11 protein-coding genes are annotated in these 14,641 nt (G+C 61.9%); 9 read left to right on the top strand and 2 right to left on the bottom strand.

Annotated features, from left to right (window positions below; all coding sequences use genetic code 11):
• The first annotated feature begins 1 nt into the window (after nt 1).
• Together QF015_RS10075 and QF015_RS10070 are read left to right on the top strand one after the other, a co-directional pair.
• Nucleotides 2-487, top strand: coding sequence for a GtrA family protein (locus QF015_RS10075; protein WP_429388717.1), 486 nt, complete (start codon nt 2-4; stop codon nt 485-487).
• A gap of 3 nt (nt 488-490) precedes the next feature.
• Nucleotides 491-1,447 carry a glycosyltransferase family 2 protein gene (locus tag QF015_RS10070; RefSeq protein ID WP_089595595.1) on the top strand — a complete coding sequence of 319 codons (957 nt, stop codon included), beginning with the start codon at nt 491-493 and terminating at the stop codon, nt 1,445-1,447.
• A 71-nt stretch (nt 1,448-1,518) separates the two neighbouring features.
• On the opposite strand, the gene QF015_RS10065 is transcribed toward QF015_RS10070, so the two are convergent.
• The gene (locus tag QF015_RS10065) at nt 1,519-4,962 is read right to left on the bottom strand and encodes a chitobiase/beta-hexosaminidase C-terminal domain-containing protein (RefSeq protein WP_429388714.1); all 3,444 of its coding nucleotides are present in this window, start codon (nt 4,960-4,962) and stop codon (nt 1,519-1,521) included.
• Nucleotides 4,963-5,170: 208 nt separating this feature from the next.
• Here QF015_RS10065 and QF015_RS10060 point away from each other — a divergent pair, with 208 nt between their 5' ends.
• From QF015_RS10060 to QF015_RS10050, 3 genes are all read left to right on the top strand, one after another.
• The gene (locus QF015_RS10060) at nt 5,171-5,785 is read left to right on the top strand and encodes a hypothetical protein (RefSeq protein ID WP_310209022.1); all 615 of its coding nucleotides are present in this window, start codon (nt 5,171-5,173) and stop codon (nt 5,783-5,785) included.
• A gap of 246 nt (nt 5,786-6,031) precedes the next feature.
• Nucleotides 6,032-6,568, top strand: a complete 537-nt coding sequence (locus tag QF015_RS10055) for a hypothetical protein (RefSeq protein ID WP_310209276.1) — start codon at nt 6,032-6,034, stop codon at nt 6,566-6,568.
• Nucleotides 6,569-6,781: 213 nt separating this feature from the next.
• Nucleotides 6,782-8,128, top strand: a complete 1,347-nt coding sequence (locus tag QF015_RS10050; RefSeq protein ID WP_310209020.1) for a hypothetical protein — start codon at nt 6,782-6,784, stop codon at nt 8,126-8,128.
• 110 nt (nt 8,129-8,238) lie between these two features.
• Here the strand turns inward: QF015_RS10050 and QF015_RS10045 are convergent, their stop codons facing one another.
• Entirely contained in the window at nt 8,239-10,983 is a 2,745-nt protein-coding gene (locus QF015_RS10045; RefSeq protein ID WP_429388710.1) for a GH25 family lysozyme, read from the bottom strand.
• Nucleotides 10,984-11,268: 285 nt separating this feature from the next.
• Here QF015_RS10045 and QF015_RS10040 point away from each other — a divergent pair, with 285 nt between their 5' ends.
• The 4 genes from QF015_RS10040 to QF015_RS10025 all read left to right on the top strand — a co-directional run bounded on the left by QF015_RS10040 (nt 11,269) and on the right by QF015_RS10025 (nt 14,638).
• A complete protein-coding gene (locus tag QF015_RS10040) occupies nt 11,269-12,492 on the top strand; it encodes a CpaF family protein (protein ID WP_429388708.1) in 1,224 nt (407 codons plus the stop codon).
• Complete coding sequence (locus QF015_RS10035; RefSeq protein WP_310208993.1) at nt 12,492-13,346, top strand: type II secretion system F family protein; 855 nt, start codon at nt 12,492-12,494, stop codon at nt 13,344-13,346. The genes QF015_RS10040 and QF015_RS10035 overlap by 1 nt, the downstream gene beginning before the upstream one ends.
• The gene (locus QF015_RS10030; protein WP_310208992.1) at nt 13,343-14,284 is read left to right on the top strand and encodes a type II secretion system F family protein; all 942 of its coding nucleotides are present in this window, start codon (nt 13,343-13,345) and stop codon (nt 14,282-14,284) included. The genes QF015_RS10035 and QF015_RS10030 overlap by 4 nt, the downstream gene beginning before the upstream one ends.
• A gap of 114 nt (nt 14,285-14,398) precedes the next feature.
• A complete protein-coding gene (locus tag QF015_RS10025) occupies nt 14,399-14,638 on the top strand; it encodes a hypothetical protein (protein ID WP_310208990.1) in 240 nt (79 codons plus the stop codon).
• Nucleotides 14,639-14,641: the final 3 nt, after the last annotated feature.

Genomic DNA, 14,641 nt, shown 5'->3' with positions numbered 1-14,641 from the left:
CATGAAGGCATTCATCTCCAAATTCCTTGCGTCCAGCCTGTTCAAGTTCCTGCTGATCGGCGGTCTGAGCTTCCTTCTGGACCTCGGGCTGCTGGCCTTGTGCTTCCAGGTCTTCGGGTGGCCGCTGTGGCTGGCCACCGGCGCCGGATTCTGGGGCAGCTTCTTCTTCAACTACTTCCTGCAGCGCCATTTCGCGTTCAACGGCGGGGGAACGGCCCTGGGTGGCGTGCTTCGCTACTCCGGACTCCTGGTTTTCAACACGCTGGCTGTGATGGGCATTGTTGAGCTTTTCGAGTTCATCGGCGCCGGGTACGTGGTGGGTAAAGTGGTTGCGACGATCGTGACCATGGGGTGGAACTACTTCATCTACAAGCACTGGGTTTTCCCGCAAAAGAAGCAACCGAACAGCGGCAGCGAACAGCTAGATGGCCAGTCGGACACCGACACGCCAACACAGAAACTCACACCAAACAGCAGCGAAGGATAATCGATGTATCGAGGCGTTCGAATTGCCGCGGTAGTACCGGCCTACAAAGAAGAAAACCACATCGCGCAGGTCATCGAAACGATGCCTGATTTCGTGGATGACATCGTCATTGTTGATGACTGCAGCCCGGACGACACCTCCGGTGCCGCACGCCGCGCCGACGACGGCCGTGTCACCTTGATTCGGCACGAAGTCAACCAGGGCGTGGGAGGCGCAGTCCTCACGGCACACAAAGCTGCCATGGAACTCGGTGCCGACATCAATGTGGTCATGGCCGGCGATGCCCAGATGGATCCCGATTACCTGCCCCAGCTTCTTGATCCCGTGGTTGATGGCTATGGCTTCGCCAAGGCAAACCGTTTCTTCTCGGGCGAGTCGTTTGCAGGGATGCCTGGCTACCGGATCTTCGGCAACATCGTGTTGTCCTTCATGACGAAGCTTGCCTCCGGCTACTGGCACATCTTCGACCCCCAGAATGGCTACACGGCCATCCGCACCGAGGTACTCCGCCGTCTTCCCATGAACAAAGTGGCGGCGCGGTACAGCTTCGAAAACGATCTCCTGATCCACCTCAACATCCTTGATGTCCCGATCGTGGATGTGCCGATCCCGGCCGTTTACGGCAACGAAGTCTCCAGCATCAAGCTGCGGAAGGTCATTCCCGAACTTCTTGCCATGCTCTTCGGTGGCTTCTGGCGCCGTGTGTGGTGGAAGTACATGGTGTGGTCCTTCTCAGCCGTAGCACTTTTGCTGATCGCCGGTATTGCCCTCATCGTCATGGGCTTGGTGGCGGGCATTTGGGTCCTCGCCGCAAGCGTCGGCTCTCCGACCGCAGGATCGGTGATGCTGGCTGTGGTGCCCTTTGTGCTGGGCGTGCAAATGCTGCTGGTGTCCCTCCAGTTGGATATACAGGCGAGCCCGAACCGGCCGACCATGCATCCCATGAAGGAGCGCACGTAAGGCGTGGCCTGACAGAGACAAAAGGGAGGGCCTGGACGCTTGGCGTCCAGGCCCTCCCTTTTTCCCAGTGCCTAGGGAAGCGAAGTGAATCCGCCCCAGCCCCAGCCGATTTGGCTGCGGGAGAGCCATCCCGAAGTTCCGTTGCCGGGATACAGGAACAGGTTCCCACCTGCGTCGCGGGCCAGGACATCGTTCTTGCCGTCGCCGTTGAAATCGCCCGGCCCAAGGATGGCTGTCATCCCGCTCCAGCCGCTTCCGACCTGAACCCGGCTAAGCCAGCCGCCTGTTCCGTTGCCGGGATACAGCCAGAGAATGCCTGACGTGTCCCTGGCCAGGACATCGGTTTTGCTGTCGCCGTTGAAGTCCCCGGTACTGAGGATGGCATTCATGGCATTCCAGCCCGTGCCGACCTGGGCACTTGAGGCAAAGCCGCCGGTGCCGTTTCCGCGGTACAACCACAAGACTCCCGCAGAGTCCCTTGCCAGGACATCGGCCTTGCCGTCACCGCTGAAGTCGCCTGGTGCCAGGATCAGCGTCATGCCACTCCAACCAGTACCGGCCTGGACGCGGGTTTGGAGGCCTCCGGAACCGTTACCGGGGTACAGCCAGAGGACGCCGTTGGTGTCGCGTGCCAGTACGTCACTGCGTCCGTCGCCGTTGAAGTCCTTCGTAGGAACGATCGCATTCAAGGAGTTCCAGCCGGTCCCCAGTGAACGTTGGGTCAGCCAGCCTCCGGATCCGTTACCCGGATACAGCCACAGCGTGCCTGCGTTGTCGCGTGCCACGACGTCGTTCTTCGCGTCACCCGTGTAGTCCTTCCACGTATTCGCCGGTGGTGCTGTCACGGTGTAGGCCTGGGTGACGATTGCTGAACTGTTGTTGGCGGCGTCCACGGCAAAGTACTTCAGTGTCATCGCTGCCGTGAGGCTGATGGCCGTTGTGTACTTGTTGGCTGCCGTAGCGGTCGGATTCGTTCCGTTGGTGGTGAAGTAGATGCTCGCACCTGCCTCATTGGCCGTGAGCGTGATTTGTTGGTTGGCAGGGTAGCTGCCCGCTGGCGGCGTCACCGTGACCACTGGAGGTGTCGTGTCCAGTACGGTGTACACCCGGGTGGTTACCGGAGAGGCGTTTCCGTAGGCGTCAACAGCGAGGGCCTTGACTGTGGTGTTCGCTGTCATGGCGAATGCCGCTGTGTAGGCCTTGGTGCTTCCCGAAGCAGCGGTAGCCGGGGTTGTGCCATCGGTGGTGTAGAAGATGCTGCCCGGTTCACTGGCAGACATCGTGACGAGCTGTCCCGAGGCATAGCCACCCGCCGCTGGAGTGATCGTCAACGTCGGAGCCGTGGCGTCCAGTACGTAGGTCTGCGTCACAACCGCCGAGGAATTTCCTGCGGTGTCCCGCGCGAAGTACTTCAGGGTCATTGACGTCAACGGAATCGGGCCCGCGTAGACGGGACTCGTCGTCGTGGGCGCCGTGCCGTCGGTCGTGACGTAGATGGTCGCTGCTTCATTGACCGACAGGGCGATGGTCTTGCCGCCCCCATAGGTCCCTCCAGCCGGGTCCACAGAGACGACTGGTGCCGCTGTGTCAGGGGCGAAGACGGTCACGTTCCTGGAAGCCGTGGACGTGTTTCCTGCGTTGTCCCTTGCTTCCACCGTGAAGGTAACCGGACCACTCGGAACGTTCGTGTAGACCTTGGGCGACGTGCATGCCGTGTAGGCGTTGGAGCCGAGCTTGCACCTGAATCCTGCGATGTCCGTAGAGGTGGAAGCGAACGTGAACGACGGCGAGATGCCCACGGTAGCGCCCTCTGCTGGCGAACTGACGGATACCTGTGGTGCGGTCAGGTCTGCCGTGACAGTTACCGAGGCCACTGTGCTGACGTTTCCGGCCATGTCGGTTGCCCGGACCCGGAGTATGTGTTGACCTGCCGTAGCCAGGCTGAAGACCTGCCCGTTGGCACAGGCGTTAAACGTGGTGGTCGAATCCACCGAGCAGGACAGGGTTGAGTCGGGGTCCGACGTCACGCCGAGGACCGGCGAGCCGTTGACCGTTGCGCCGGCAGTGGGTGACGTGATCACCGGCGCGGCGGGAGCGGTCAGGTCGACCGTGAAGGTCCTGGAGACGGGAAGACCCGACGGCGCCGCCCTCACCGAGAACGTATAGGCGCCGTTGGCCAAAGCCGTTGACGGTGTGAAGGTCCCGCCTGAACATACCTGCCAGACCGGCGTCGCAGTGCTCAGCTGGAGGCTGCACTCAAGGGCGCCGCCCGGCGGCGTCGAAGCTATGGTGAATGTCGGTGTCGAGTCGTTGGTGAAGGCGGGGTTGGCGGCCTGGTTTCCGTTTGCCGACGTCGGGCCGCTGACGATGGATGGTACGACGCCACCGAGCGTGAGCAGCCTTCCACGCTCAGAGGGCTTGGCAGGATCCAGTTGTCCCGGATCTTCCATGACCAGCAGTTTGCCGTCCCGCATGGCCAGGCCGCCGATCTTGCTGAAGCCGAGGGCCCATTGGTTGTCCACGGTGTCCGTGCTCAGGTCGATGCGAGAGACCGTGTCCTTGCCGGCATCGGCCGTAGTGGTCCCGCCACCGGTTCCTGTGTAGAGAACCAGGGGCGACTGCCAGTCGTAGTAGATGGCCGTCGGCTTGCCGACGTTGTAGAGGGGCGCCGGGACAAAATTGGTCAGGACGCCGTCCTCGGGTGCGGTGAAGACCGTCAAGCCGGAGGTTTCGGCGACATACACCACCACGTTCCCCGCGCTGTTGCGATGGGTGGCAGCCAGGCTGAGGGCCTTGCTATTGACGGAAGCGATGGATTCGATGCTCGGATGCAGCGCCGTAGGATCGACGATCTTGACGATTGACCGCGCATTGGCGAAGGAGAGGTAGATGTTGCCGTCCGGGCCGTCGCTGACGGCGTTTGGACGCAGGTCGCCGTCGAAGATGGTGAGCGCGCCGTCATACTCGAAGACGCCGTTGCCAGGATTCCAGAGGGCGCGTACGACGTCGGAACTTCCGACGGCGGCGTCCGGAATGAACGCGATTTCGTCACCATCGCCGTGGTTGGCGGGGGACGGATCAATGAGTGCCGGAGTCCCGGCCAGGGCGGGGCCGCTGCCGTGGCCAGCGAGGGTTCCGCCGAGGCAGGTGTCCGTTTCGATGCCACCGGCGGTGGCACCGGAGGCTTCCGTCACACGGCAGAAGCCGGCGCGCGCATCGGAAACCCACAAGCGACCGTCCGGGTCAACCAAGGTGCCGGAGGCTTTTGTCAGACCTGAGGCCACGGTTTGGCGTGCTTGGTCCGCAAAAGCCGGCCCTGCCGCGAGAACGCCCGTGAGCGCAGCGGTTGCGAGGCTGGCAGTGGCCAGGACTGCGGTCAGTTTGTGGCGTTGCTGTCCTCCGGCCGCCTTGCTGAGCGCAAAGGGGCGGGGAGTCTTATGAGAGGTTCTTGAGCGACCGGCGAAGGCAAGACATGCCAAACCAAGCTGAAGAACACTGCGATTGCGCGTGTCCACCGAGGGATCCCCACTTCATTCGGATGCTCCCCAGCTCCGCATGCATTGGTTATTCGCCCCACGCCGTTTCCGGCTGCGTCTACGTACATCTTCCACCAATTTTCACATTTGTCACTAGTGAATCCCGTTAATGTCCGGATGCGCTGGTCCCAACCCCTCCGTCTTGACCGCGCAACCGACGCACCGCACGATTGAGGTGGAGGTCACAATGCGCAGACTGTTCCTCATGGCAATGCCGGTGGTGATGCTGTTGGCCGCCTGTACGGCTCCTTCGTCCCAGCCAACCCCTGGCGCCACTACGGCGCCCCCAAGCAGTGCCAGCGCCACAGCAGAGCCCAGCCAGTCGCCGTCGTCCATTCCCGGAACCGGCGAACCCGGCGACCCCGGAACTTCAGCAGGCGACCCGGGAGCTTCAGCAGGCGACGACGAACCGGGCCGGTATTCATATCGCTGCACCAGCCTCGACGCGTCGCCTGAGGTCCAATTGTCCAGCCTTGCCGAAGTATGGGCCGCCAACAACTACACCCGCATGGCCTCCTGTGAGGTCGCTTTCGAGGGCGATGGACCGTTCGAGCCGACGCCGCGGGAAGCAGAAGCCATTGCGACAGCCGCAGCACAAGGAGTGGCGGCCGACGACGCTCTTTCAACGATGTTGGACATTCTCCGTCTCTGCACACGGATCAGCGATGAAACCGGTCCGGGTGGTTTCGCGGAAGCGGGCCAGGGAACGTTGATGGCCGCGGCGGAGTTTTGTCCGGACGCTCCACAGGGGAAGATCCTCGCCGCCTGGGCGGCAGGGACCAGGACGGGTGCAGCTCGTTAAACCGTCTGCTGGGGACAACGGATGGGCGTGGTCCGTCACGGGTCAGGACGGCTCCGTCGCGGCCAGCGGCGGACGCCCGGAGGCGGGCAATACTATCGATCCGAAAGCCGGCCAGAACTTTACTAGTGACAAATGCGGAATTTGGGGGAAGATGTACTAAGACGCAGCCGGAAACGGCTTGGGGCGAATAACCAATGCATGCGGAGCTGGGGAGCATCCGAATGAAGTGGGGATCCCTCGGTGAACATGCGCAGGCGCAGTGTTCTTCAACTCGGTGTGGCAACTCTTGCCTTGGCCGGCTGTTCAGGAACCAAAGTAGATACTTCCCAACCCGCCGGACTCGATATGGCGCCCGTCGTCGCGAACGATGACAAGGTCCCCATTGAGCGTCCGGAACCACTGATCCGGTACCAATTCACCTGTACTGCGGCCGACGGCAGCCTCATAGGCAAATTTTCCAGTCTCGAAGAGGTGTGGGCCTCCACGCGGTACATGCACGTCACCGATTGCCAAGTGGCCTACGTTGGAACCGGACCGCATATCCTGACCCCCGAAGAGACTGCCGCCGTCAACGCGGCCGTGGCGGCGGGAGCGGCTCCCGGCCAGGCATCCGCCCTGTGCCTGCTCATCATCAGAGCCTGCACCCGGACGGACCACAGGACATTGGCAGCTTCCCTGGCGGCCTACGGGATACCTGTAGTGAAGGGTGCGTTGACTTTGGCCCCGCTGGCGCCGCAGGCTGCGCTGCTCACCCGATGGCTCAAGACGGCAGTGCCTCGTTAGACCTGGATTGGTGCTGATCCACGGAGCGGTTTCCCGCTCCCGGACGGCGCTCTAAAGGGTGATATTTATCGCCTGCAACCACACAAAAGGGTGGGATCACATGGTCTAATGAAAGTGGTCTCACGTATTGGCTGTTCAGCGTATCTGGGAAACGGACTTTGTTTGGGAACAAACAGGAATCACCCGTTGCGCACAATCAAGGAGTGATCTTTTATGGCGTTTAGAATAGGAACTGCAAGCGCTGACATAACGCCGTCGCTGAGCACCAATCCTTATATGGCTGGATATGGTTCTACCGATGGCGGACGCGAGGCCACCAGCAGTTCGCCATTTGAGCCCTTGTATGCCCGGGCAATCCTCATCTGGGAAGATGCCAACCCTCACATCATCATCAGCCTGGACGTCCTGGCGTTGCCACGGGCCATGCACCAGCGGATTCGCGACCGGATCATTGGGCTTACTTCGTGGTCAAGCAGCGACATCCTGATCCAGGCAACACACACCCACAATGGGCCTGCCCTGATCGACACACTCCACCCGTTCATGGCATACGGGCTGGCAGATTTGGGCCTGGTGCGTTCCTACAGCGCCGACCTTGAGGACACCATTGTGGACCTTGCGCAGGAAGCGTTGGAGGCCGACGAGACAGCGGTGACCTTCGACTATAAAGTCTCAACACAGAATTTTTCGGCAAACCGGGTGGGTCTGCCTTATACGGAAACTGCTGTCCCCATTCTTGTGGCCAGGCGTGGAAATGGCACGCCGGCCGCGGTGATTTTCAGTTATGGATGCCATCCCATCAGTGCAGGTTTGCGGACCCTTTTTGATGGCGATTTTGCCGCTGGAGCCTGCAATTACATCGAAAACCGGAACCCGAATTGTTTTGCGATGTTCCTGCAAGGGCCAGCCGGCGACCAGGACCCGGGCGGAGTACGGAGCTGGGAACTCCGGGACCAGCATGGGGACGCACTCGGCGCGACCGTAAACTCCGCCATGCAGTCAGCCGGGCGTGCCTTGAGCGGCCCTCTGGTGACGCGGTACCAGGAAGTGCAACTGCCGCTGGACATTACTCCAACAGCTGGAAACCTGGCAGCCGTCCGCGCCTCCTACGTTGCCCGCCTGGCGAATCCCAACGGCCAACCCCAGTGGTACCAGAGGCACGCCCAGGTCATGATCGGCCGGATCGACAGCAACAGCTTCGACACGGCAGTGCCGTCTCCCTTCCAGGTATGGAAGTTCAACGGAAGCCCCCAACTGAAGATCGCCATGATCGGTGGCGAACTCGTCAGCGGTTACGCCGCCTATTTCCGCGGCCGGAATGGCGGGACCAACGGAATAATTGTTGGGGGATATGCCAACGAATCATGCTGCTACATCCCCAGCAATGAATTCTTTCCACCGTCCATGCCCCTTGGCAGCTATGAGGGTGGATGGGAGCCGGATTTCCCAGGAATTGCCGGTGGCTCAATGACCGTTTACGGCCATTTGGCACATTTCAAAGCGGGTGCCAATGGAGTTGAGACCACGCTGATAAATGCGATGAACGCACTGCTGGCTTAGGCAGCGTGGCTTTAAAGCCAGTGGCCGGTCCAGGATTCCCTGGACCGGCCACTGGCCACCGTCTTACTTGGCCACCGCCTTACTTGGCCACCGCCTTACTTGGCCACCGCCTACTTGGCGGCCGGGGCGAAAATGGTGAGGTTACTCCAGCCGGTGCCGATCTTGGTGGGAGTGCCCCACGACCTGTTCGACCCGACGGGGTAGTACCGAAGTTCTCCAACGGTGGTCCGGGCGATGACACCTGTTGAGCCGGAACCCGCGAAACCGCGAACTGCAGCGAACCCCGAAATCACGTTCCAACCTGTGCCAACGACGCTTGCGGCTTCCTGAATGAAGTTTCCGGTGCCGTTTGAGCGGTAGAGCTTAAGGTCTCCGGTGGCTGTTTTGGCGAGGAGGTCGGCATTGGAATCCTTGTCGAAATCCATTTGCACAATGTCCAGTCCAGTCCAGCCAACGCCGATGGATATTCCAGTGGAAACTGTCTTCCCGGACGGGTTGTTGAAGTAGTACAAGCGCCCGCCGGCGTCATACCCGACGATTCCGGGATGCGCATCTGCCTTCTTCCAGGTACCGACGCTCAGCGTCCAGTCCTTCCAGTTGCTGCCGAGGGCGATCGCCGTTCCGAAACCGCTGCCGTTCCTGCCCGGGTACACATTCAGGCGCCCGTCAGACCACTGCGCCACGATGTCCAGTGCGCCGTCGCCGTTCCAGTCGGTGACGAACCCGGCCTTCAACCCCGCCCAGCCCGTGCCAATGAGGTCTTCCGGCAGCAGCGCTGTTGTACCGGTGCCCGGGTATCGGTAGAGATTGGCGTCGGGACGGACTGCAATGACGTCTTCCTGGTCGATGCCAAGGGTGGATTCCACGTCAAGGGGTGCGCCGCTGATGAGGGCTGCATCGTTCCACCCCAAACCGATGAGGCTGCGGTTGCCCCAGGAACCGGAACCGGCGGGGTAGTAGTAGAGGTCTCCGTTGGAAGCCCGGGCGTGGAGTCCTTGGGAGTCCGCTCCGTTGAAGTTTATTGCAGAGCTCACGGCCGTCATGCCGCCCCAGCCGGATCCGATCACCCTGCCTGGCTCGTTGACGAAGCTGCCCACACCATTGGAGCGGAACAGGCGAAGGGTGCCGTCCGCCGTGCGGGTGACGATGTCTTGGTTGCCGTCGCCGTCGAAATCGATCTGGTTCAGTTGGTGGCCGCTGAACCCGGTTCCGATCAGGACACCGTTCCCGAGACCGCCACCTCCACTGTTCGGGTATCGGTACAAGTTCCCCAGGTAATCCTGTCCAATGACGCCTGGATAGGCATCCTTGGAGTTCCACCACCCGACAGTCAGGGACATTTCCTGCCACCCGGAACCGACTTGGATGGGGTCATAGAAAGAGCCCCCGGGAGCACCACGGAAGACCTTCAGCGTCCCGTCGGACCATTGGGACATGATGTCCTGGACGCCGTCCTGGTTCCAGTCCACGACGTAGAGCGCCTTCGCGCCGGACCAGCCTGAGCCTATGGCGACAGGTCCGGTGATTCGGCCGGTCCCACTGGCAGGGAAGGCGTCCAGGCGTCCTGACGGGCTGGTGGTGAGGAGGTCGGCAGCAGACTTGATAGATGGGTTCGAGGGGTAGGAAACTCCCCGGGCGAAAGTCCGCAGCTGGTCGTAGCTGCCGTTGAAGATGTTTGAATCGCCTTCGAACGGGCCGGTGCTGCTGTACTGCCACATGGTGTAGTTGCCCCAGCTCGCCGGCATGGAGCCGGGCGAATTGGTGGGGTTGTTCCAGTAGGAAGCGATCCAGAGCGGATAACTCCCGAACGTGGAGTTGCCGACGCAGGTGTTCCACCAGTCAGTGGTGCTGTAAATGACTGGGAAGCGACCGGTCAGGGCTTTGACGGTGTTGCCGAAATCTGCTGCCCACTGCCCCAATTGCGCCTTGGACATGTCGTAGCAGGTGTTGCCGAAGTAGAACCCGTTGATGGTTCGCCCCGCGTAGGGGTTGTATTCGATGTCCAGGACTGGGGGAAGCGTGTATCCGTCGGACGTCCAGGCACCGCCGTTGGCCACGAAGTACCTTGCTTGGTCGGCACCAGAGGACCAATTGGGGATGGCGAAGTGATAGGCGCCCCGTACCATGCCCACGTTGCGGGACCCGTTGTACTGCTGGGTGTAGTTCTCGTTGAGGTAGTAGTTGCCTTCGGAGGCCTTGACGTATGCCCAGCGGGACCCTTGGTTCCACTGGCTTTGCCAGTTCACGTTCCCCTGGTGGGCGCTGACATCCTGTCCGGCGACGCCGATGGTGGGGCGCCAGTGGCCGGGGTCCGCTGCCATGGGTACGGCGGCGCTGACCGCGCCTCCCACTGCCCGTGAGCCCGGGGCCGCCGTCGTGTCGTGGCCCTGTTTGGCCGCCAGGACCCTGGGGGACCGTTGCCCCATTTCGGCGCCGCCCGCGGGGATGGCGGCCCGCATCGCTGCCTTCATGGCTTCTGCGTCAGGGGCGTTGCCGGGCATGGCCATCGTTGAGGGCGACTGCGCTTGGGAATCGTTCGTTGACCCGGCTGCCGGCAGCGGCACTGTTGCAGGTGAAGGCTCGACGGCGGGCAACGGCTGCTGCTGCCCAGGCACCTGGACCTGGGTCTCCGCGGGAGTCGGGGTGCCGGGGGATGCTGCTGGGGCACCGGTACCTGCCGGTTCCGGTACCGGAATTCCTGACTGGGTCTCCGGTGGAGGAGCTGGACGTGGTCCGGTCGTCTCCGCCCAGGCGGGAGATCCAAGGCAACTGCCCGCTACCAGGGCGATCGTCAGCGCTAAGCCGGCCCGGGCCAGCGGAGTCCGGCGGGACGGGTCACTTGAACGTCGTTTCATCTTCATATCCGGCCCTGTACCGCGGCTCAGCGGCGCATGGGGTGGCTTGCGGACAAGCTCCGGGGCGGGCGCTTGCGCATGAGACCAAAGGCCAGCTCCTAACGGCCTTTACCCTAACATCCTGAAACTGGAGTGACTAGTGGGATTTAGGTTGCTCACGTGACTGATGTTCCATGGTTATCCACATGCCAAGGTAAACGGCTTGTAGGGGTCCCGGAGCTCGCCTAGCGTGAATGATTCGAGATGTTTCTCTCGTTTGCAGGCTCGCGAGCAGTTGGGGAAGATGTGGATGCTGTAAGGATCGTTGAGGGAGAAGTCCGTGAGCTCATTCGACGACGTGGCTTGGATCCCCTGCAGCAGGCAGCGGACGTCAGGCGCTTGGTGGAAGCGGCAGTCAACGACTATGACGAACGTGCACTGCTGGCCCCGCTGCCTTCGTTGGGACACCTTGAAACGGCCCGCCGACATATTTTTGATGCTGTAGCTGGCTTCGGCCCGCTGCAGCCGCTCCTGGATGATGCCGCCATAGAAGAGGTGTGGATCAACGCCCCGCACGAAATCTATGTTGCCCGGAACGGCGAATCTGAACTGACGGCCATCAGCCTTGACGAGCAGCAAGTCAGGGACCTTGTGGAACGAATGCTCAAAAGCTCCGGGCGAAGGCTGGATCTTTCATCGCCTTTCGTGGACGCAGCCCTTCCGGATGGCTCCAGGTTGCATGTGGCAATCCCCGACATTACCCGTAAGCATTGGGCCGTCAACATTCGTAAGTTCATCGCGAGGGCAAGCCGCCTGGAGCACTTGGTCGAGCTGGGAAGCCTCACGCCCCAAGCCGCGCGGTTCCTGGGAGCCGCAGTGGCCAGCGGGCTCAACATCCTGGTTTCGGGGGCCACCCAGGCAGGAAAAACGACCATGCTGAACTGCCTCGCGGCGCACATCGGTTCCCGGGAACGGGTCATTACGGTGGAAGAAATCTTCGAGCTGCAGCTCCCGTTGCGCGACGTCGTGGGGTTGCAGTGCCGGCAGCCCAATCTGGAAGGTCAAGGCGAAATCCCGCTTCGGCGGCTGGTCAAGGAAGCGCTGAGAATGCGGCCGGACCGGCTGGTGGTGGGAGAGGTCCGTGAAGCGGAGAGCCTCGACATGCTGATCGCACTCAATTCCGGCTTGCCGGGCATGTGCACCGTCCATGCCAATTCCGCGCATGACGCCGTGACCAAGATCTGTACCCTCCCCCTGCTCGCGGGAGCGAACATCTCCAGCGCGTTCGTGGTGCCAACGGTGGCATCCTGCATCGACCTGGTGGTTCACTGCAGCCGCCACTCCACCGGGCGCAGGCAGGTGACCGAAATTCTCTCCCTCGGCCGGAGGGTCGAAAACGGCATCATCGAGTCCTCAGGAGTTTTCGGAATGGTTGGCGGGCAGTTGCTGCCACGGACGAACTCCATGCCCGCCGCCGAGAAGTTTGCCCGGGCGGGATTCGACGTCGCAGCGCTGTTGGAGCTGAACTGATGGCACCCCTCCTCGGGATCCTGTGCGGCTTGGGTGTCTTCCTCGTGTGGTGGTCGGCGTGGGTCCAACCAGTTGCAGAAGCAAAGGCAGCCAGACCCCGACGGCTGGACCTCCTGCTGATGTCGGCCGGAATTGAAAAAGTTTCGGGTGGGGGACTTCTGCTCACGTGTGCCGGCTTTGGCCTTGTCGGCCTGCTCGTGTTCTTCGTTCTCACTGGATCGCCCCCGGTGGCATTGTGCTTTGCCCTCTTTGGTTCCTGGGTTCCGTTCGCCGCCGTCCGCTGGCGGGCGCGGAAGCGCCGGGCGTCGCTTCGGCAACTGTGGCCCGATGTTGTTGACCACCTGCGCTCAGCCATCCGCGCCGGGCTCGCGTTACCGGAAGCGCTGATTCAACTCGGACACAAAGGGCCGGAGGAGCTCCGGATATTGTTCCTGGACTTTGGGGCCGACTACAGATCCGGCGGTCAATTTGAGGCTGCCCTGAACAGGCTCAAGGAACGGCTGGCTGATCCGGTGGCAGACCGCATCATTGAGGCACTCAGAATGACCCGCGAGGTGGGTGGCTCGGATCTCGGCCGGATGCTGGGTATTCTCTCCGAGTTCCTGAGGGACAGTGCCCGCACGCGAAGCGAACTTGAAGCCCGGCAGTCGTGGACCGTCAACGCAGCACGGCTTGCTGTTGCTGCGCCGTGGATTGTCCTGGTCGTGATGGCGAGCCGGCCGGAAGCGATGCTGGCTTACAACTCCGGTCTGGGGGCCATCGTCTTGCTTGGTGGACTGGTGATCTCCGTTGTGAGCTACTCCGTGATGCTTCGGGTTGGTGCCTTGCCAGAGGATGAACGGGTGCTTCGATGAACACGACTGCCGCGCTCGCCGTGCTGTGCGGGCTGATTCTTGGGGCAGGGTGTTGGTTGATTCTGGTGCGCCTGCCCTTTATGCGGAAAATGACCTTTTCGGACCGGATCGAGTCCCAGCTGAGGTCCCGGAACCTGGAATCACGCCTTCTGCACACACCAACGCAGAACATCACGCCGTTCGGGCCACTGGAGAGAATTCTGCGTCCCATCATCGGTGACGCCATGACGTATCTGTCCCGCTTCAGTGGCGGGACCGCCGCACTGGCCAAGCGGCTGGCCCGCGCCGGCTCGCCGAAATCCACAGTGGATTTCCGGGCCGAGCAGCTCATGTGGGCGGGTGCAGGCTTCGTGGGCGCGGTGCTCGCCGTGGCAGTCAGTGCTGCCGCAGGGCAATTCAGTCCTGCTTTCCTGTTGATCTGTGTCATCGCGGGCGCCGTGGGCGGCTACATGCTGCGCGACTACGTGCTGGGACAACGGATCAGGCGCCGTGAGTCGGCCATGCTGTCGGAGTTTCCGAGTCTCGCGGAGTTGATGGCCCTCGCCGTTGCAGCGGGCGAAAGTGCCATGGGCGCCATGGACAGGGTAAGCCGCTGTTCCCATGGTGAACTCTCGGCAGAGTTTGCCCTTGTCCTCGCCGATACCCGTTCGGGCACGCCGTTGGCCGAGGCACTCCAGGCTTTCTCTACTCGGTCGGAGCTGCCTCCGCTCGTCAGATTTTTCGACGGCCTGGTCATTGCCGTGGAGCGCGGAACTCCCTTGGCTGATGTCCTCAGGGCGCAGGCGGCGGATGTCCGCGATGCTGCAAAACGCGAACTGATGGAGTCCGCCGGAAGGAAGGAGATTGCCATGATGGTGCCCCTTGTCTTCGGAGTACTCCCACTTACCGTCGTCTTTGCTGCTTTCCCGGCCATCGCGGCTCTGGAAATCAGCCTGTAGGGCCTGGGACGGTCAAGCACAGATGCCCAGTCCAGAAGCAACCGATCGGCCGATCCAGTTGATCCCGACAACGCTATAACCGCAAACAGAGAACTATTCATCTAGGGGAGAACCATGAAAAGCATTCCAACAAGACTGTCCGTCGCATCCGCCCTCACCCTGGGCTGCACGTCCTGGGTTGCGGCGGTCACGCTGCGGGGGTTGTCCGGTAACGAAAACCGTGAGCGAGGTGACGTTCCTGGTTGGGTCATGATCACACTGATGTCGGCTGTCCTGGTCGCTGGACTTCTTGCCTTGGCGGGACCTGCGCTGCAGGACCTCTTTAACCAGGCGATAAGCAAGGTGGGCAAGTAGGGG

Origin of the sequence: Paenarthrobacter sp. TE4293, from assembly GCF_050435325.1 — a bacterium.
Taxonomy (GTDB): Bacteria; Actinomycetota; Actinomycetes; order Actinomycetales; family Micrococcaceae; genus Arthrobacter; species Arthrobacter nitroguajacolicus_C.
The sequence above is the reverse complement of the archived record's forward strand: the minus strand, read 5'-3'. Positions and strand labels throughout refer to the sequence as shown.